18 protein-coding genes are annotated in these 17,550 nt (G+C 69.1%); 8 read left to right on the top strand and 10 right to left on the bottom strand.

Features of this window, described 5'->3' with window-relative positions; genetic code table 11:
* The first annotated feature begins 238 nt into the window (after positions 1 to 238).
* A complete protein-coding gene (locus tag ACFQ4H_RS12455) occupies positions 239 to 838 on the top strand; it encodes a CGNR zinc finger domain-containing protein (RefSeq protein ID WP_377570277.1) in 600 nt (199 codons plus the stop codon).
* 3 nt (positions 839 to 841) lie between these two features.
* On the opposite strand, the gene ACFQ4H_RS12450 is transcribed toward ACFQ4H_RS12455, so the two are convergent.
* A complete protein-coding gene (locus tag ACFQ4H_RS12450; RefSeq protein ID WP_377570275.1) occupies positions 842 to 1,717 on the bottom strand; it encodes an ABC transporter permease in 876 nt (291 codons plus the stop codon).
* Positions 1,714 to 2,652: an ABC transporter ATP-binding protein gene (locus ACFQ4H_RS12445; RefSeq protein ID WP_377570274.1), complete on the bottom strand. Its 939-nt coding sequence runs from the start codon at positions 2,650 to 2,652 to the stop codon at positions 1,714 to 1,716. The genes ACFQ4H_RS12450 and ACFQ4H_RS12445 overlap by 4 nt, the downstream gene beginning before the upstream one ends.
* A gap of 242 nt (positions 2,653 to 2,894) precedes the next feature.
* Here ACFQ4H_RS12445 and ACFQ4H_RS12440 point away from each other — a divergent pair, with 242 nt between their 5' ends.
* Positions 2,895 to 4,067 carry a sensor histidine kinase gene (locus ACFQ4H_RS12440; RefSeq protein WP_377570272.1) on the top strand — a complete coding sequence of 391 codons (1,173 nt, stop codon included), beginning with the start codon at positions 2,895 to 2,897 and terminating at the stop codon, positions 4,065 to 4,067.
* Positions 4,064 to 4,729: a response regulator transcription factor gene (locus ACFQ4H_RS12435; protein WP_377570271.1), complete on the top strand. Its 666-nt coding sequence runs from the start codon at positions 4,064 to 4,066 to the stop codon at positions 4,727 to 4,729. Before ACFQ4H_RS12440 ends, ACFQ4H_RS12435 begins: the two co-directional genes overlap by 4 nt.
* Before the next feature lie 48 nt (positions 4,730 to 4,777).
* On the opposite strand, the gene ACFQ4H_RS12430 is transcribed toward ACFQ4H_RS12435, so the two are convergent.
* Positions 4,778 to 5,668, bottom strand: coding sequence for a pyridoxamine 5'-phosphate oxidase family protein (locus ACFQ4H_RS12430; protein WP_377570270.1), 891 nt, complete (start codon positions 5,666 to 5,668; stop codon positions 4,778 to 4,780).
* Between the two features lie 73 nt (positions 5,669 to 5,741).
* Positions 5,742 to 6,188, bottom strand: coding sequence for a VOC family protein (locus tag ACFQ4H_RS12425; protein ID WP_377570269.1), 447 nt, complete (start codon positions 6,186 to 6,188; stop codon positions 5,742 to 5,744).
* A gap of 202 nt (positions 6,189 to 6,390) precedes the next feature.
* Here ACFQ4H_RS12425 and ACFQ4H_RS12420 point away from each other — a divergent pair, with 202 nt between their 5' ends.
* The 3 genes from ACFQ4H_RS12420 to ACFQ4H_RS12410 all read left to right on the top strand — a co-directional run bounded on the left by ACFQ4H_RS12420 (position 6,391) and on the right by ACFQ4H_RS12410 (position 8,661).
* Positions 6,391 to 6,864 carry a hypothetical protein gene (locus ACFQ4H_RS12420; protein WP_377570268.1) on the top strand — a complete coding sequence of 158 codons (474 nt, stop codon included), beginning with the start codon at positions 6,391 to 6,393 and terminating at the stop codon, positions 6,862 to 6,864.
* Entirely contained in the window at positions 6,857 to 7,783 is a 927-nt protein-coding gene (locus ACFQ4H_RS12415) for an alpha/beta fold hydrolase (RefSeq protein WP_377570266.1), read from the top strand. The genes ACFQ4H_RS12420 and ACFQ4H_RS12415 overlap by 8 nt, the downstream gene beginning before the upstream one ends.
* 86 nt (positions 7,784 to 7,869) lie before the next feature.
* Complete coding sequence (locus ACFQ4H_RS12410) at positions 7,870 to 8,661, top strand: lysophospholipid acyltransferase family protein (RefSeq protein ID WP_377570264.1); 792 nt, start codon at positions 7,870 to 7,872, stop codon at positions 8,659 to 8,661.
* An 18-nt stretch (positions 8,662 to 8,679) separates the two neighbouring features.
* Here ACFQ4H_RS12410 and ACFQ4H_RS12405 read toward each other — a convergent pair whose 3' ends face one another.
* From ACFQ4H_RS12405 to ACFQ4H_RS12385, 5 genes are all read right to left on the bottom strand, one after another.
* Positions 8,680 to 9,585 carry a GlxA family transcriptional regulator gene (locus ACFQ4H_RS12405; protein ID WP_377570262.1) on the bottom strand — a complete coding sequence of 302 codons (906 nt, stop codon included), beginning with the start codon at positions 9,583 to 9,585 and terminating at the stop codon, positions 8,680 to 8,682.
* Between the two features lie 7 nt (positions 9,586 to 9,592).
* The gene (locus ACFQ4H_RS12400; RefSeq protein ID WP_377570260.1) at positions 9,593 to 10,198 is read right to left on the bottom strand and encodes a cysteine hydrolase family protein; all 606 of its coding nucleotides are present in this window, start codon (positions 10,196 to 10,198) and stop codon (positions 9,593 to 9,595) included.
* Positions 10,199 to 10,432: 234 nt separating this feature from the next.
* Positions 10,433 to 11,392: an SPFH domain-containing protein gene (locus ACFQ4H_RS12395; RefSeq protein WP_377570258.1), complete on the bottom strand. Its 960-nt coding sequence runs from the start codon at positions 11,390 to 11,392 to the stop codon at positions 10,433 to 10,435.
* Positions 11,389 to 11,637, bottom strand: coding sequence for a hypothetical protein (locus ACFQ4H_RS12390; RefSeq protein ID WP_377570256.1), 249 nt, complete (start codon positions 11,635 to 11,637; stop codon positions 11,389 to 11,391). Before ACFQ4H_RS12390 ends, ACFQ4H_RS12395 begins: the two co-directional genes overlap by 4 nt.
* Positions 11,638 to 11,882: 245 nt before the next feature.
* The gene (locus ACFQ4H_RS12385; RefSeq protein ID WP_377570253.1) at positions 11,883 to 12,389 is read right to left on the bottom strand and encodes a hypothetical protein; all 507 of its coding nucleotides are present in this window, start codon (positions 12,387 to 12,389) and stop codon (positions 11,883 to 11,885) included.
* 311 nt (positions 12,390 to 12,700) lie between these two features.
* On the opposite strand from ACFQ4H_RS12385, the gene ACFQ4H_RS12380 reads away from it, so the two are divergent.
* Positions 12,701 to 14,866 (top strand): carbohydrate-binding module family 20 domain-containing protein, encoded by a 2,166-nt coding sequence (locus tag ACFQ4H_RS12380; protein WP_377570251.1) that lies wholly within the window; start codon positions 12,701 to 12,703, stop codon positions 14,864 to 14,866.
* 171 nt (positions 14,867 to 15,037) lie between these two features.
* The gene (locus tag ACFQ4H_RS12375) at positions 15,038 to 15,670 is read left to right on the top strand and encodes an alpha-ketoglutarate-dependent dioxygenase AlkB (RefSeq protein ID WP_377570249.1); all 633 of its coding nucleotides are present in this window, start codon (positions 15,038 to 15,040) and stop codon (positions 15,668 to 15,670) included.
* A 31-nt stretch (positions 15,671 to 15,701) separates the two neighbouring features.
* Here ACFQ4H_RS12375 and ACFQ4H_RS12370 read toward each other — a convergent pair whose 3' ends face one another.
* The gene (locus ACFQ4H_RS12370; protein ID WP_377570248.1) at positions 15,702 to 17,516 is read right to left on the bottom strand and encodes an ABC transporter ATP-binding protein; all 1,815 of its coding nucleotides are present in this window, start codon (positions 17,514 to 17,516) and stop codon (positions 15,702 to 15,704) included.
* Positions 17,517 to 17,550: the final 34 nt, after the last annotated feature.

The raw sequence follows: 17,550 nt of genomic DNA, 5'->3' as shown, positions 1-17,550 counted from the left end.
GGGAAGAGGACCGGACCGGCGGAGGGAACCCGGGCTGGTCAGGGAGCGAAGTCGGAGCGTTCGTGATCGTTGCCGTAGAGCGGTAGGTCAGGCGTGATCCACTGGCCGTACGCGACGGCAACCGCCTCCACCGGGATCACAGCGCCACCCTACGACGGGGGAGCCGGACGGCGCGCCTGGACAAACCCGGATCTTTGGCGAGAGCTGCCAGGGAAGATCGCGCGATAGCATTAGAAACGTGGATTCGGTGCGGTTCTCTGCGGGCGGTGCCCCGATGCTCGGTGAGCCGCTGCCGGTGGAACTTGCCAACACGACCTATGCCGTACGGGGCCAGTTGCGCGACGGTCTGGAGACGGTCGAGCAGTTGGTCGGCTGGTTGCGTGACGTGCGGGAGCGACTCGGTACGCCGTTGCGTGACGCCGACCTGGCCCAGGCGGGTCCACTCGACCTGGCCGCCGCCCGGGATCTCCGCCAGGCGGTACGGCTGATCGCGCAGGCGGTGGTGATCGGCGATCAGCCGCCCTCGGCCGCGATCGACACGGTCAACCGGGTGATCCGTACCGCACCTCCGTGGCGGGAACTGCGTTGGGCGGCCGGACCGTCGACAGTCACGGTGAGCGGCCATCCGTTGGTGGCCACCGCCCTGGCCGAGATCGCGATGGCCGCCGTCGACCTCTTCACCGGCCCGGACCTGGCCGCCCTGCGGATCTGCCACGGCCCCGGCTGTGTGCTCTACTTCGTCAAGCACCACCCCCGACGGGAGTGGTGCTCCGGTGGCTGCGGCAACCGGGCCCGGGCCGCCCGTTACTACGAACGGACGAAGGCCCGGGCCGGATAGCCGTCAGACGGTGTCCCGCCGGGTGACCAGTAGGCCGGCGGTGACGGCGAACACCGCCAGGTAGGCGACGAGCAGCAACGCAGCCGGGCCACCGTCGAGCGTGGTCAGTACCCCTGGCGTGCCACCCTCGGTGCTGAAGACACGTGCGCCCATCGCACCGGCGAGCGAGCCGGCTGCCGTGCCGGGCAGCAGTCTGGTCACGGCTTCGAGCGGTTCGAACACATTCGCGACTCCCCGCAACAGGTTCTCGACCGCGAGTGCCCACACCAGGCCGAGACCGACGGCGAGCGCCGGGCTACGGGCCAGAGCCCCGACCATGACCCCGCCAGCGGTCCACATTCCGTGGATCAGGAGCCCGCCGCCGAACGCCCGTGCGACCTCGGCCACCGGAGGCCAACCGAGCGGTACGGACTCGACGGCACAGACGAGTGCGGCGATCCCGAAGTTGACCAGGAACGTGGCGGTGACCAGGGCGACGACCACCACGGCGAGGGCGGTCAGCGTACCGCCGTAGGTCGATGCCCGGGACGGGCCCTGGGTGAAGACGGTCTTCAACGTTCCCCAGCCGTACCCACTGCCGGTCGCCAGCGCACCGAGAATCAGCAGGATCGCCCCACCGAACATGGGCATCCCCTGCACGGTGGTCTCCGGTACGCCGACCGGCAGCAGCCCATCGAGTAGCTGCTCGGGTGGCAAGCCCTCGTTGATCGCCGAACCGCTCTCGGTGCGGTAGCCGAGGTAGTCGAAGACGTAACCGAACAAGATGTTGAGGGTCATTCCGACCCCCAGCATCACCCACATTGCTGGCCACCGAAGTAGCCGGAACAGCTCGGCCCGGGTGCTGCGGTACAGCGGCACCGGTCCGTACCGGGCGTTCATGGTTGTCTGGTCCTTTCACTGGCCGGGCCTGATCCGGTAGCCGGTTCCGGGGAGGTGATCTCGAAGAAGACCTCTTCGAGGGAGCGCTCGCGGACACGGAGCTCGTGGAGAAGAACCCCCGCCTCGACGAGCGCCCGGGCGAGTTCCGGAGCAACACCAGCGTCCGCGTCGATCTGGACACCCCCGCCGGTGAGTCGCACCAGGTCGTCGCCGGCGATTCCCATCGCGATGGCCAGGGCGACGTCGACCGGCTCGGCGCGGACCCACAGCGAACTGCTGCCCCGGATGTCGGCGACGGTGCTCTCCGTGATCAACCGTCCCTGCGAGATCACCGCTACCCGGTCGCAGACCTCCTGCACCTCGCTGAGCAGATGGCTGGAGAGGAGCACGGTCTGCCCCTGCCCGGCGAGGTCGACGAGCAACTGCCGCATGTCGGCCATACCCGCCGGATCCAGGCCGTTGGTCGGCTCGTCGAGTACCAACAGGTCCGGATCGCCGAGCAGGGCGGATGCCACACCCAGACGCTGCTTCATGCCCAGCGAGTAGGAACGGAAGGCATGTCCGCCACGGTCACCCAGCCCGACCCGGGTGAGCGCCACGTCCGCTGCGGTATCCGTGAGCCCCTGGTACCGAGCCATCACCCGCAGGTTGTTCCGCCCGGACAGGTAAGGGTAGAAGCCGGGAGCCTCGATGAGAGCACCGGTTCGGGCGGTCGCGGCTGGGTCACCGGGCCGGCATCCCAGGACGCGTGCGGTCCCGCTGGTCGGCCGGGTCAAGCCGAGGAGCATGCGCAGTGTCGTCGTCTTGCCTGCGCCGTTGGGACCGAGGAACCCGTACACCTCTCCCCGGTGGACAGTCAGGCCGACACCGTCGACAGCGACGCGCGTGCCGTACCGCTTGGTCAGCCCATCGGTGGTCACGATTGGTTCGGTCATGCCGGACAGAGTCACAGCCGACGGGGCTGTCACGCGTCGGCCCGGTACGGTCCCTCGCGTACGTAGAACGACGTACCGCGGGTGCGTCGGCGAACCGATCCGGTACCTCGCCGGCAACGCCTATCCTCTGCAGCACGTACCGCTCCCTTGCAGCACGTACCGCCCCGGTACGTGGCGTCCACCGGGAGCGGTGCCGCATCAACCGTCCGGTTGGGTCACCAAGGGGACATGGGAGTGGGCGGGTGCGTTCCGACGACCTGAAACGTCACTGGGGCAACACCTGGCCGGTGCTGCTCATCATGATCCCCGGACTGGTGGGTACCGGTTCGGCCGGCGCGGACGAGGTCGGATGGAGCCGGGAGCCGGACCTGTTCGCGTACTCCCTGGTCGTGTCCGCGGCGCTCTCCGCAGCCGTGCTGTGGAGGTTTCCACTGGTCACGTTCGCCTGCTGCGCCGGGGCGGTCGTGACCTATCTGGCCGTCGGGTACCCCGTCGGGCCGATCCTCATCGCGGTTCCGGTCGCCGCCGCCGGGGTCGCTGCGGCGTGGCCGCTGCGCCGGGCGTTGACCTGGACCGGCGGGTTGGGGGTGGCGGTGTACCTGGCCGGCGGCATACGGTTCGGCGGGAAGCCGGATCTGGACTGGCTGGCGACCTCGTTCACGTTGGTGGCCGTGTTCACCGCCATCGGCGCGGCGGTCCGGATCCGCCGGGAGTCGGAGGCCAGCGTGCGGGTGGCGCAGGCGCGTCAGGCGGTCTCGGAGGAGCGGCTACGGATGGCGCAGGAACTGCACGACTCGGTGGGACACGGTCTTGCGGTGATCGCGATGCAGGCCGGAGTCGCGTTGCACGTGCTGGAGCGTAGTCCAGACCGGGTTCGCGAGTCGCTGGAGGCGATCCAGGCAGCGAGCCGTGAGTCGTTGCACGGGCTGCGGGCCCAACTCGGTGTGTTACGTGGACCCGAGGGCGGGGACGCTCCCCGGGAGCCGGCCCCCGGCCTGGCCGACGCGGAGCGGCTACTGCGCCGGATCCGTGGCGGCGGACTGGTGGTGGCCGCCGATCTCCGGGCCGGTGACCTGCCGCCCGAGGTCGACGTCGCCGCGTACCGCATCATGCAGGAGTCACTGACGAACGTGCTGCGACACGCTGGCGCGACGCGGGCTCGGGTGCGGGCCAGCCGGGACGCTGGCGACCTGGTACTGGAGGTCACCGACGACGGTCGCGCCGGCGGCACCGGTACGGGGCAGGGGGACGACAGCCGTCCGGGCAGTGGCATCGCCGGAATGCGGGCCCGTGCGGAGGCCCTCGGTGGCCGGCTCGACGCGGGTCCACGACCCCGGGGCGGATTCGCCGTTCGGGCCCGGCTGCCGCTGACTGACCGATCCGGTGCCGCCGACGTACCGGGACAGCGGTCATGATCCGGGTCGTGGTCGTCGACGACCAGGCCCTGGTCCGGATGGGGTTGCGTACGTTACTGGAGAGCGAAGACGACACCGAGTTCGTGGGCGAGGCCGCCGACGGGTGGGCCGCTGTGCAACTGGTCCGGAGCACCCTGCCGGACGTGGTGCTGATGGACATCCGGATGCCGCGTTCCGACGGGCTGGCCGCCCTACGCGAGATCACCTCGGACCCGGCGCTCGCCATGGTCCGTATCGTCATGCTTACGACGTTCGAACTGGACGAGTACATCTTCGCGGCACTGCGCGACGGGGCCAGCGGATTCGTGCTCAAGGACTCCCCACCCGACGAACTGCTGCAGGCGGTGCGGGTGGTCGCCGGCGGCGCATCGTTGCTGTCACCCTCGGTCACCCGTCGGGTCATCCAACAGTTCAGCGCCCGTGGTACGCCGTCCGGCGTATCCCAGCCGGAGCTGGAACGGCTCACCGACCGGGAACGTGAGATCGTCGGTTGGGTGGCCACCGGCCGCTCCAACGACGAGATCGCCGCAGAGCTGGTGGTCAGCCCGGCGACCGTACGGACCCACGTGAGCCGTGCGATGGTGAAGCTCAATGCCCGCAGCCGTGCCCAACTGGTCGTCATCGCCGTCCAGTCCGGACTGACCCGGCCCGGGCCCGGCTGACCGGATGTCCGCCAGTCAGCCGGGCTGCCCTGCACCGTGCGCGGCAGTTCAGGACACCGGGGGGTTGAAGCGGGAGTAGCCCCCGAACGTCCATCGCAGCGGACTGGCCTGGTCGACCTGGACCACCCGGTCGACCTCGAAGTCGACCACCCGTCGGGCGCCGGGTATCCGCGCGGCCCGGTCCGGGTCCCAGTCGGTACGGGCCCGGCCGGTCAGGTGCAGGGTGTGACCCCGTTCCCAGTCCAGGAAGAGCAGCCCGCAGCGCGGGTCGAGTTCGAGGTTGCCCAGGGTCATGTACATGGAGTTGCCGACGTAGTCGGGCCAGGTGAGACCGCGGGGACCGGTGACCGTGACGAAGCCGGGATTGCCACCCCGGTGGGACGTGTCGGTGCCGTGCCGGGAGTGACTGGCCACGAAGAAGGTGTCCGCGTCGGCGATCCAGCGACGCTGCCGGTCGTTGAGTTCCGGTGCGGTACGGGCCTGTCCACCCGGGGATGCCGGCGCGTCGGCCAGTACGTCGCGGGTCTGGATGTACTTCGGACAGTTGGCGTAGACCTGCTCGGTATGGACCACGAGTCGGTCACCGTCCCGGACGGCCCGGCCGTTGACCCGCATCCGGCGGCGGCTCTGCGGCTCGATCGCGAGCATGCCGAGGTCCCGCCCGGTCTCGAAGAGGCCGGCCAGGGGGTCCTGAGGGGTCGGTCGACTGCTGATCACGATGCTGCGCTCGGTCACCGGCTCGGCGAATCCCGGTGCGCCGGCCAGCAGGCTCGCCCATACCGCACCCGTGTCGTCCGCCGCGCCGATCATGAGCATCCGCTGTTGGCGAAGGAAGTCCATCGCCACCGGGGGAATGGTGGCGTTCACCCTGGCCGAGCCCCAGTTCTTGGCGGCCACTCCGGCTCGGCGTTGCACCGCGCGTTCGCCTTCGTGGTTCATCAGTTCCCTCCGATGTGTCGGGTGGTCCCGCTGCGGGCGCACCGACCGTGGCCCGCAGCGGTGGCGGGTCGGCTCAGAAGAAGCCGCAGGTGGGCGCGGCCTGGGTGGGGGCGGGGGCGTCCTGCGCGCCCGACGGGGCGTAGATCTCCAGGCGGATGCCGTCGGGGTCGGTGAAGAAGACGCCACCCGAGGAGGCACCCTCGCCGTGTGAGACGACCCCGTCGTACGCCAGGGGGGCGCCGATCTCGCGCAGGACCGTCTCGGCCCGGCGTACCGCGTCGATGTCGGGCACCTGGAACGAGAGGTGGTGCAGACCGGGCAGGTTGGTGGCGAACTCGCCGGTGCTCTGCTGCCAGAGGGTGAGCACCAGCTTGCCGTCGAGGCCGAGGAGGGCGAACCGTCGGTCGCCGTCACGTGATTCGCCGAGGGTCTCGAAGTCGAAGACCCGGCGATAGAAGGCGATCGAGCGGTCGAGGTCGGTCACGTTCAGCCCGACGTGTCCAGTCTGGAAGGTGGTCACGGTTGCCCCATTTCTAATGGATGAAACGGCCCTTAGTCGTGAGAAGATTAGGATACGACTTCTCATGGAAGCAAGTGCGATTGCCGTTAGAAGGGGCTCGGGTGGCGTTGGTCGCGTCGGGTGGCCATGAGCGGTACCGATTGCTCCTTGACGCTCGACGTCAAGTACTTGATACTTGCTGTCAAGTAGAGGAGGTCGGCCGATGCTGCCAAGCCGGGACCAGCTCACCGAACACCTGATCCGACTCGTCGACATCCGGTTGCTCGACCCGATGGAGATCCTGCTCGACGGCGACGATGCGGTCGACGCGCTGCGTACGGTCGTCCGGAACCGGGCCAGGACGTGGGCGGCCCGGATCGTCGACGGCGACGAGCGGGAAGCGACCATGACGATCATCCGGATGATGTCCACGCTGTACCCCGGCGACGGTCCGTTCGAGCCACCCGCCGACTGGTGGGGGACCCCGCTGGGGCAGGCCGTGGCGTGGCGGGTCGGCCACCCCACCGCCGAGTCGGTGTCGTACGCGGTGGCCGGAGCGATGCTCGGCATCACCCGGCAGGGGGTCCACGACCTGGTCAACCGGGGAAAACTGGCCCGCCACCCGGACGGCGGCGTCGTGCCGGCCTCGGTCCGTGACCGCCTCGTCCAACTCAAGGGAGCGTCGAAACGTGCCTGACCTGCTGATCGACTCGACAACTGTCCCGATCGCGGCCCGTGACCTCGGCGGCGACGGAGCGCCGATGCTGCTGATCCATGGTGCCGGTGCCAACCTCGAAAGCATGCAGGTGCTGGCCGAGGCGCTGCGGCCAGCACACCGGGTGGTCACCGTCGACCTGCGCGGCCACGGCCGGTCCGGCGACGGGCCCTGGAACTGGGACGACGTACTCGGAGACCTCGATGCCGTGGCCGACGGACTCGGACTCGGTACGCCCGCCGTGGTGGGGGTCTCCCTCGGCGGCATGATCGCTGCCCAGTGGGCGCAGCGGCACCCGGAGGGTCCGGGAGCGGTGAGCCTGGACGGCAACCCGCCCCCCAGTCGGCCCGAGCAACTGGCCGGAATGGACCACGAACGGGCGGTCGCCGAACTGGACCGGCTACACACGCTCTTTGCGATGATGGCCGGGGCGATGGCGGAGCCGCTTAGCACAGAACAGCTCACCGCGGCACGGTCCGGGCAGCGCATGATGGCCGAGCGCTACGGCGGGCCGTCCGGCCAGGCCTGGGTGGCGACCTTCGAGCGGAACCTGCACGTCCGCGACGATGGGACCCTGCTGCGCCCACGCCCCGAAACCACCGAGCAGTTGCGGGTGGCCATGGCGGCGCTCGATCTGATCCCGGACTACCGGGCGACCCGCTGCCCACTGCTGCTGGTGCTCGCCACCGAGAACCTGCCGGAGCAGCAACCCTTCCACGAGCTGTACGAGGCGTACCGGCGAGGGCTGTTCGCCCGGATCAACGAGGTCCGGGCGGAGAACCCGCACCTGCGCGTGGTGGAGTTGGCGGGGGCCAGCCACGCCATGGTCGCGGAGCGGCCGGAGCAGCTCGCCGAACTCGTCACCGGGTTCTTCGCCACCCCACTCACTGCCGACCGGTAAGCGGCAGTCGAAGCGGACTCGCTCGGCCGGGGAGAAACACCGACGGTGGCCGTTAAGGCACCCCGGGCACTGGGTAGAGTCCGGACGTGCCAGAGATCGTGTATCCACCCGTCATCGCCGCGGCCAAGACCATGTTTCGAGTGCTGGACCTGCGCCTGAAGGTGGTCGGTGGAGAACACGTTCCGACCAGCGGCGGCGCCGTGCTGGCCAGCAACCACATCAGCTATCTCGACTTCATCTTCGCCGGCCTCGGCGCGCACGAGTCGCGGAGGCTGGTCCGGTTCATGGCCAAGAAGGAGGTCTTCACCCACCGGATCTCCGGGCCGCTGATGCGCGGGATGCGGCACATCCCGGTGGACCGCCAGGACGGCGCGAAGGCGTTCGTGACTGCGGTCGACGCGTTGCGCCGGGGCGAGGTTGTCGGCATCTTCCCCGAGGCCACGATCAGTCGGTCGTTCACGGTCAAGGAACTCAAGCTCGGTGCGGCCCGGATGGCCCGGGAGGCCAGCCTGCCGATCATCCCGGTTGCGCTCTGGGGCACCCAGCGACTCTGGACCAAGGGTCGGCCCCGCACGCTGACCCGCCGGCACACCCCGATCACCATCCTGGTCGGTGAACCGCTCGAGGCGACGGACAAGGCCGGCAGAACCACGATCGAGCTGCGACGCCGGTTGTCCGCGCTGGTCGACCAGGCCCAGCAGGAATACCCCGACCAGCCCGCCGGACCGGACGACGACTGGTGGCAGCCGGCGCACCTCGGCGGATCGGCTCCCACCCCGGAAGAGGCGGCGATCCTGGACGGCCGGGGACGGCGTACCCCGGCCACCTCGGAGCGGACCGAGACGAACTCCGAGGCGCATCCCGAGGCGAATCCGTAGCGAACCCGAGCCTGACGGTCAGGAACGGGATCGGAGCCGGCGGAGCATCCGGGCGTCCTCGAAGCCGACCGCCCGGGCGGCCGACTCCACCGTCGTACCGTGCCCGATCAGGTGTTCGGCGCGCTCGACCCGGAGCAGGTGCTGGTAACGCAGCGGTGTCATGCCGGTCGCCCTGCCGAACAGCCGGGTCAGGGTCCGCTGGCTCACCCCACCGGCTGCCGCCAGCCGGCTCAGCGGCAGCCGCTCGGTGAACCGCGCGTCGATCAGATCCTGAACCCGGTGCACCACGTCATGCAGGTGCGCCCGGTGCCACAGCATGGCGCTGGCCTGCTGCTCGTCGCCGTTGCGGCGGGCGTAGACGACCATCGCCCGGGCGATCCGGGCGGCGACGGCAGGCCCGTGCCGGACCGCGACGAGGTGCAACGCGAGGTCGATGCCGCTGGCGATGCCGGCCGAGGTGACCACCCGGTCGTCCACGACGTACAACATGTCGCGCACCACGGTCGCCCTCGGGTAGCGCCGGGCCAACTCGTTCTGCACCCCGTGGTGGGTGGTGCACCGCCGGCCGTCGAGCAGACCGGCCCGGCCCAGCACGTCCGCGCCGGCACACACGCTGGCCACCGTGCCCCCGGCCGCGTGGTGGACGGCCAACCGGCGCAGGCTGTCCGCGCCGAGAGGCCCGGTGCGGGCGAGACTCGGCGCCCGCCAACCGGGTACGACGACGAGGTCCCCCGGTGCGAGGTCCGGCCAGTTCAGCGTGGCCCGCACCGGTAGGCCCTGGGCGGTCGGCACCTCCTCCTGTTCGGCCACGTAGACGAGCCGGTAGTCGTACCCGAACTCCGCAGCGGTGTAGAACACCTGGGCGGGCCCGGCGAGGTCCAGCAGGTGCAGTTGCGGGACGAGCAGGAAGACGACCTGGAGCACGTTGTGGTCAGCCGTTCACCGGTGCGGCCAGCTGACTGGTGAGTTCCGCGACGGTACGGATCGTCGCGAACCGACCGGCCAGGGCGTACTCGGTCCGGGTGACGATGTCGGTGGTCTGCAACGTCCTCGGATCGGCCAGGATCTCGGCCGGGGTGAGCCCCTGCGGCGCGTCCCGGTGCGGGATGGGGAAGGTCGCGGTCGCGTCGGTCACGAAGGTGACGTCGAAGCCGAGATCAGCGGCCACCCGGGCGGTCGTCTCACAGCACTGTTCGGTCTGGATACCGCAGACGACCAACTCGCGGATACCCCGGGCGGTGAGCAGTTGTTGCAGGTTGGTGGTGGTGAAGGAATTGCGCGAGGTCTTGGTGATGACCGGTTCGTCCTCGGCCGGTACCAGCCCGTCGATCAAGCGGACGTAGCCGCTGGTCGGGTCGAAGGGGGTGTTGCTGCCCGGTGCGGTGTGCAGAACCCAGACGACGAGGTCACCCGAGTCCCGGGCCGCGGTCACGAGGCGGTCCACCTGGGTGACGAGGTCGGGGTTGGAGATGGCCGACCAGATCGGCTGTTGCCGGAAGGACTCCTGGACGTCGATGACGACAAGTGCTTTGGTCATGCTCCGATCCTGGTCCGGCGACTACCCGGAGGTAAGGCACCATCATGCCCCGACCCGGACCGATCCGGTCACCGAGGTTCGGTGCCGGGCAGGTCGTTCGCCGTTGTCGACCAGCCGTACGCCGCAAGCGCGGCCAGCACCACCCACGCGACGGCGGCACCCAGCCACCGCCACCCGAGACCGGCCACCAGCCAGATCGCCGGCCCCAGGGAGGCGGCGAGGGAGAGCCAGGGACTACTTGGTGTTCACGTTCACGCCGGCGCCGCCGACGATGAGGGTGCAGTTGGGGTTCGCCGCGCAGGCCTGGGCGGCCTGCAACTGCAACTTGGCCTTCTCCAACTCCAGGTAGCCGGGGGTCTTGTTCGCCTGGGCCAGCAGTTGGGCCTCGCGTACCTTCGCCTCCGCCCTGATCAGGTCGGCCGCGGCCTGTTGCCGGGCGGCGAACACGGCAGCCCGCGCCTCAGCGATCTTGGGGTCGGCGAAACCGATGTCGGTGATCGAGATCCGGATCGGCGGGCAGCTTCCGTTCGTACGGTCGAAGGTCGGACCGCAGAAGTAGTCACCACCGGTCTTGGTCCTCAGCTCGGCCAGGAACGACTGCCCGAGCTGCTCCTCGATCTGCTTCCAGATGCCGTTGGCGTTGGCATCCAGATCGTCGGCGGAGTAGGTCCTCGTCGCCTCCCGGATCGCCTTCTCCTCAGCCGGGACCAACGTGTTCAGCAGCATCTTGCGCCAGTTCTCGTCGGAGAACTCGCCGTCGGTCGCCACCTCGTACCGGCGTCCGGTCTTCTCCCAGAACTGCACGATCGGTGAGTCCTTACCGTCGTCGCAGTTGGTGTTCAGATAGAACTCGGCCGTGGCGTGCACGATCACGTCGGGGCCGGGTTGACCGTCGGGGCCGGGCTTCGACGAAGACCGGATCGGCTGGTCGGTGTCCCCGCCGTCCGGGCGGATGTTCCAGGTCCGTAGGGAGGTCGGTAGGGGATAGGTCACGTCGTCGATCGGGTAGGAGCCGGAGCCGCCCGGCTCGATGCACTCGACGAACTCCCTGTTGTCGCCGACGCCGGACTTGTAGTACAGGATGATCTGGTCCGGATCGGAGCGGGTGGCGCAGGCCGACAGGGTCGACGCCGCAGCGGCGAGAGCCAGCAGCCCGGCGAGGGCCCGCGCCGGGCGCGAGCGTCTGGTGCTCATTGCTTGAACTCCTTGCGGTAGTCGTCCAGCCACCGGCGGATGGCCTCGTTGGCTTGTGGTGGCAACACCGTGACCTGGTCCAGATCAGTGGGATTGCGAAGTTGAGTCATGATCCGGGCGGCGCGGTCGCACAACTCGCCCGCGTTGCGGGGCACCCGCTGGCGGGGCCGGAAGAACGCGGCGATCAACACGACGCCGAGCACGATCAGGGCGACGACTGTGACGGTGACAATTCCTTTGATCATCGGCCCGGCTCCGTCCGAGGCGTGCGTCCCATGGGTCGTGCCGCTGCATCCGCTCCACGATCCCGGGAGGGACAGGGGGGACCGTCCGATGTGGCGTCACGCTGCCGGCGGACCCTGAGCGACACGCCCACGACCATAGTCGCCACCGTCAACCTCTGGTGCCCGCTGGTATTCGGTGACTGTCGATGCGTCGGGCGGCCGGCTGGTACGGGATCCGCCGGCCACCCGGCCGCGCCGACGTCCGGCTACGACTTCTTACGGAAGATCCGCTTCGGGAAGCTGCCCTCGGCCAGGGCGGCGAACTTCTGTCCGCCTTCGAGTAGCTCGATCTGCATCGTGAACTTCTGTTCCTTCTCGGTCGACCCGTCCTCCCTGCCGGTCAGGGCGAGCCGGTAGCGGTGGGTGCCGCCGGTGCCGGTGTACTCGAGCTTGCCCCGGTAGGTGCGGGGGTCGCCTTCGGCGAAGTAGACCGCGGAACCGTCGGCCTCCACCTTCACCGAGGACACGTCGGTCGGGAACTCGCCGACGGATTCCCACCTTCCCTTCAACAGCAGGATCGGGTTGCTGCTCGGGGTCGGGCTCGGGATCGGGCTCGGGATCGGGCTCGCGGAAGCCGTGGCGCTGGTGGTGGCCTCCGGCGTGGGCGACTTCGCGCGGGGAGCCTCGGAGGATCCGCAGGCGCCGATGCCGAAGGCCAGCAACGCAGCCAGGCTCACCGTCGCGCCGGTTCGAAGGCCAGCTACCGAACTCATCAAAAGGGTCCCTTCGGTTGTTAGGGGTACGCATCGACAACTTTAGCGATCGGCTACATCGGCCAATCGACTGAAAGGCTTTGCAGATTTTTCTTGGTAGCTGCCGAGGTTGCCGGTCGAAAAATATAGAGATAGCGGTAAATAATCTGTCTTCATTGGGCAGTGGAGCATCGAAGTACGTGGTTCCCAGTCCGACCGTGAGTTGTTACCCTCGTCTCACCGTGGAAGCACTTGCGAAACATGCAAGAAATTTGCAAGTCCTGCGGCGTCCGTCCACCCGGGAGTTCCCCCGCCCCGCTTTGGAGAGCGCGATGACCGTCCGTAGACCGTTGGCCGCCACATTGGCGGCCGTGATCGGATTCCCCCTGTCCCTCGTCTCGCTGATGGCCACCCCCACCGCCAGCGCCGCACCACTTCCCGAACCGACGACCACGACGGCGGTGGTCGAGAGCAACGGAAACTCGATCGTCCACCTGTTCCAGTGGCGCTGGAGCTCGGTCGCCCAGGAGTGTGAGACCAACCTCGGTCCGAACGGCTGGGGCGGGGTCCAGGTCTCGCCGCCGCAGGAACACGTGGTCCTGCCCAGTGCCGAAGGTGCGACGTACCCCTGGTGGCAGGACTACCAGCCGGTGTCGTACCGGTTGGACCAGACCCGGCGCGGCACCCGCGCCGAGTTCGTCGACATGGTGGAGCGCTGCCGCAACGTCGGGGTGAAGATCTACGTCGACGTCGTGCTGAACCACATGAGTGGGACCGGTTCGGTCGGCAGTGGACCGGGTAGCGCGGGAACCGTCTTCAGCAAGTACAGCTACCCCAACCTGTTCAACGACGGCTCCGGGGACAGCTACGGTTACGCCGACTTCGGCCCCTGTTACCGCAAAATCAGCAACTGGAACAGCAAGAGCGAGGTCCAGGACTGCGAACTGCTCGACCTGGCCGACCTCAACACCGCCGACCCCGACGTCCGTCGCAAGATCGCCAAGTACATGAACTCGGTGATCGACCTGGGCGTCGCCGGGTTCCGGGTGGACGCCGCCAAGCACGTCCAGGAGGCACACCTGGCCGACATCATCGCCAAGCTGCACGACGTACCCGGCTTCGGTGGAAAGCCCGACCTGTTCCACGAGGTCTACGGCGATGCGACCGTTCCGTACACGGCCTATGCCCCGTACGGCGGAGTCACCAACTTCGACTACCAGCGCGCGGTCTCCTCGGGCTTCAAGGACGGCAACATCGCCCAGTTCGCCAACATGCCCAACTACGGGGGGTTGACCAGTGCCAAAGCCGTGGTCTTCGTCGACAACCACGACACCCAGCGGTCGACGCCGACGCTGACCTACAAGAACGGCGACCGTTACTACCTGGCGGACGCGTTCATGATGGCGCACCCGTACGGCACGCCACAGCTGATGTCCAGCTACGCCTTCGGTTCGGTGGTGGCGCAGGGGCCGCCCAGCTCGGCCAACGGCACCACCAACGCCACCGACTGTGCCAGTGCCGCGTGGATCTGCGAGCACCGTAACGAGCAGGTGGCCGGCATGCCGAGCTTCCGTAACGCCACCGAGGGCACCGGCATCGGCAACACCGTCACCGAGGGCAACGGTCGGCTCGGCTTCGCCCGGGGCAGCCGGGGCTACGCGGCCTTCAACGCCACCGGTAGCGCGTGGAGCAGGACCTTCACCACCAACCTGCCCGACGGTGAATACTGCAACGTCGCCCGGGGCACGTACCGCGCGGACACCGACGAGTGCACCGGTGGCGTGATCGCGGTGACCGGCGGCAGCTTCACCACCAGTATCCCGGCCAACCGGGGCGTCGCCCTGCACGTCGAGGCGATGACCGAGTGCGACGACCCCGAGGGGTGCGACCCGGGCGAGCAGCCGGTGGGGGACACCTCCTTCGCCGCCACCGTGGAGACCTCCTACGGCCAGGGGGTGTACGTGGTTGGTTCGATCCCGGAGCTGGGCTCGTGGAACCCCGTCAACGGCCTGCACCTGACCACCGACGCGACCACCTACCCCGCCTGGTCCGGCTCGGTCGACATCCCGGCGGAGACGTCCTTCGAGTGGAAGCTCGTCAAGGTCTCGCCGGACGGCTCGGCCCAGTGGGAGAACGACCCGAACCGGACCGGTACGGGGGGCAGCTCCTTCAACGTCACCTGGAACCAGCCAGGCGGCGGTACCGGTGTCGTGCCGGTCTCCTTCCATGCCAACGTGACCACCTGGTACGGCCAGGAGGTGTACGTGGTCGGTTCGACCCCGGAGTTGGGCTCGTGGAACCCGGCCAACGCGGTTCGCCTGACCACCGACGCGAGCAGTTACCCGATCTGGAAGGGCACCGTCGACCTGCCGATGGGCCAGCAGTTCGAGTACAAGTTCCTCAAGAAGGACCCGAACGGCACCGTGACCTGGGAGTCCGGCGATAACCGCCACTACACCCCCACCGGTGCGGTGACCCTCAGCGACAACTGGCGCTGACCGAGCGGCCGGCCCCGCCGGTGCGTACCGACCCGTACGCGCCGGCGGGGTTCTGCCGTGCCGGCCACGACATGGGTGCGTCGTCCAGGCTGTCGAGCTGCCCCGGCTGCGCTCCCGTTGTCCGGTCGCCCCGTCTCGAACGCGTGTTCGAGACGGGCGTAGGCTGTCTGGATGGCCGACGTCGTGTACCAGCCCTCGATGCTGGATCTGGCAGACGAACCCACACTGGGTCGGCTGGCCGGACGCGTCCGACGCCACGAACTGACCCGTGGTGCCTGGGTGGACCACCTGCCCGGCTGGGTGAGCGGCTCCGACACCGTGCTCCGGACGTTGCTGCGGGACGTCGACTGGCGGGCCGAACGCCGGGAGATGTACGAGCGGGAGGTCGACGTACCCCGCCTGCTGCGTTGGTACGCCGGGCACGAGCCGCTGCCCCACGAACTGCTGACCCGGGCGCGTCGGCAGCTCACCGACCACTACGCCGCTGAGCTGGGCGAGCCGTTCGTCACCGCCGGCATGTGTCTGTACCGCGACGGACGGGACAGCGTCGCCTGGCACGGCGACACCCGGGGCCGGTCGTCGACGGTCGACACGATGGTGGCGATCGTCTCGTTCGGGTCGCCCCGGCCGCTGCTGCTACGCCCCAGGGACGGCGGCGCGAGTGTGCGTTTTCCGCTGGGGCACGGCGACCTCGTCGTGATGGGCGGTTCCTGTCAGCGTACGTGGGAGCACGCCGTTCCGAAGACCGCCCGGCCGGTCGGACCGCGGGTCAGCGTTCAGTTCCGCCCGGCCGGGGTCGCCTGACCCCCAGCCGGGCGGCCGGTGTCGTCAGTGGTCAGCGTCGGGCAGCCGCCATCGCGAGGTCGTCCGTCGACTGCTGGTCCGGCTCCCGGGAGTCCGCGATCCGCAGCGCCTCGATGAGCTGGCGGTAGAGCTCGTCGCTGGCCAGCAGTTCGGAATGGGTGCCCTGGGCGCGGATCCGTCCGTCCTCCATGACCGCGATGCTGTCCGCGTCGAGCACGGTGGAGAGCCGGTGGGCGATGGTGACGACGGCACCCGTGGCGGCACGCTGGCGGATGCAGTCGTGCAGGGCGGCCTCGGTGAGCCCGTCGACCTGCGCGGTCGCCTCGTCCAGTAGCAACACGTCCGGAGTACGCAGGATCGCGCGGGCCAGGGCGATCCGCTGCCGCTGACCGCCGGAGACCTCGCTGGAGGAGAGCGACGTGTCCAGGCCCTCGTCGAGGGAGTCGATCTTCTCGTCCAGCCGGACCGCTGTCAGAACCGTACGCAGTTCGTCGTCGGTGGCGTCCGGATGGGTGAAGAGCAGGTTGTCGCGGATGGTGCCGGGTACGACCGGCGTCTCCTGTTCGACGTACGCCAACCTGGCCCGGATCTCGTCGTGCGTGTAGGTCGAGTACGGCCGGCCGTCGAGCAGCAGCTCACCGTCCCGGGGTTCGAGGAACCGCAGGATGAGTGAGAAGAGCGTCGTCTTGCCGGCGCCGGAGGGGCCGACGATCGCGGTGTGCCCACGTCGCGGGATCTCCAGGTTGATGCCCCGTACGGCGGGTGGGGTGTCCGGTGCGTACCGGGCGGTGACGTTGCGGAAGACCAGCACCGGCAGGTCGTCGGTCCGGGCCGGCCCGGTGGCGGAGGTGTCCGTGGGCGTGGCCGGCTGGCGCGGCTCGACGTCGATGGCCTCGATCTCCCGGATCCGTGACGCGGCCGCGATGCCGGCCTGTAGGGCGGTGACGTTCTGGGTCAGCTCGCTGATCGGGCCCATCAGCTGGAAGGCGTAGAGCAGGAAGGCGATGAGGCTCGACAGTTCCAGGAGACCGAGTTCCGCCCGCCAGGCACCGATGCCGAGGATGGCGATGATCGACAGTTGGATACCGGTCCAGGTGATCGTCCACACCGAGGCGGTCCGGCGGGCCGCCCGTACGCTGTGCGCGGCCGAGTCCCGGGCGTCGGCGATGATCCGGTCGCCCTGGCGGGCCTCGGCGCGGCTGGCCTTGACCGTACGGATCGCGCGCAGCGCCCCTTCGAGGGCGCCACCGAGTCGGCCGACCGATGCCTGTGCCGCCTCCTGCGCCTTGGCGATCGACGGCATGAGCACCGCCATGATGATGCCGACGATGATCACCGCGACCAGGGTGCTACCCAGGAGCACCAGATCGAGTACGCCCATCAGCACGAGGGTGCCGATCAGGGCCAGGGAGCTGTTGATCAGCCCGATGATGCTGCCGGACGCCTGGTGCAGGAGCCCGGTGTCGGAGGTGACCCGGGTGACGAGTTCGCCGGTCGGTCGTCCGGTCAGCTCGGCGATCCTGGCGGCGAAGTAGCGCCGGATGATCGAGGTACGGGCGTCGAGCACCACCCGTTCGGCGAGGGTGCCGAGCAGGATCCACTGCCAGAGGGTGATTCCCGCACCGACGATGACCAGCGCCACCAGTGCGACGATCGGCTCGGTCATGGAGCCGGCGGCGCCGAGTGAGTCGAGGACCCACTTGGTGACCATCGGAGTGGCGAGACCGACGGCATTGCCGAGTAGACCGAGCACCAGGCCGAGCAGCATCACTCGCCAGTGCGGCCGGATGAACGAGACAAGTAACCGGAGGCGCGGAAGGGAGATGTCTGCTCCTGGGGCACTCATGCCCACTAGTGGAACACACGTGTTCCAAAACGAT

Origin of the sequence: Micromonospora sonneratiae, assembly GCF_042679305.1 — a bacterium.
Taxonomy (GTDB): Bacteria; Actinomycetota; Actinomycetes; order Mycobacteriales; family Micromonosporaceae; genus Micromonospora_H; species Micromonospora_H sonneratiae.
The sequence above is the reverse complement of the archived record's forward strand: the minus strand, read 5'-3'. Positions and strand labels throughout refer to the sequence as shown.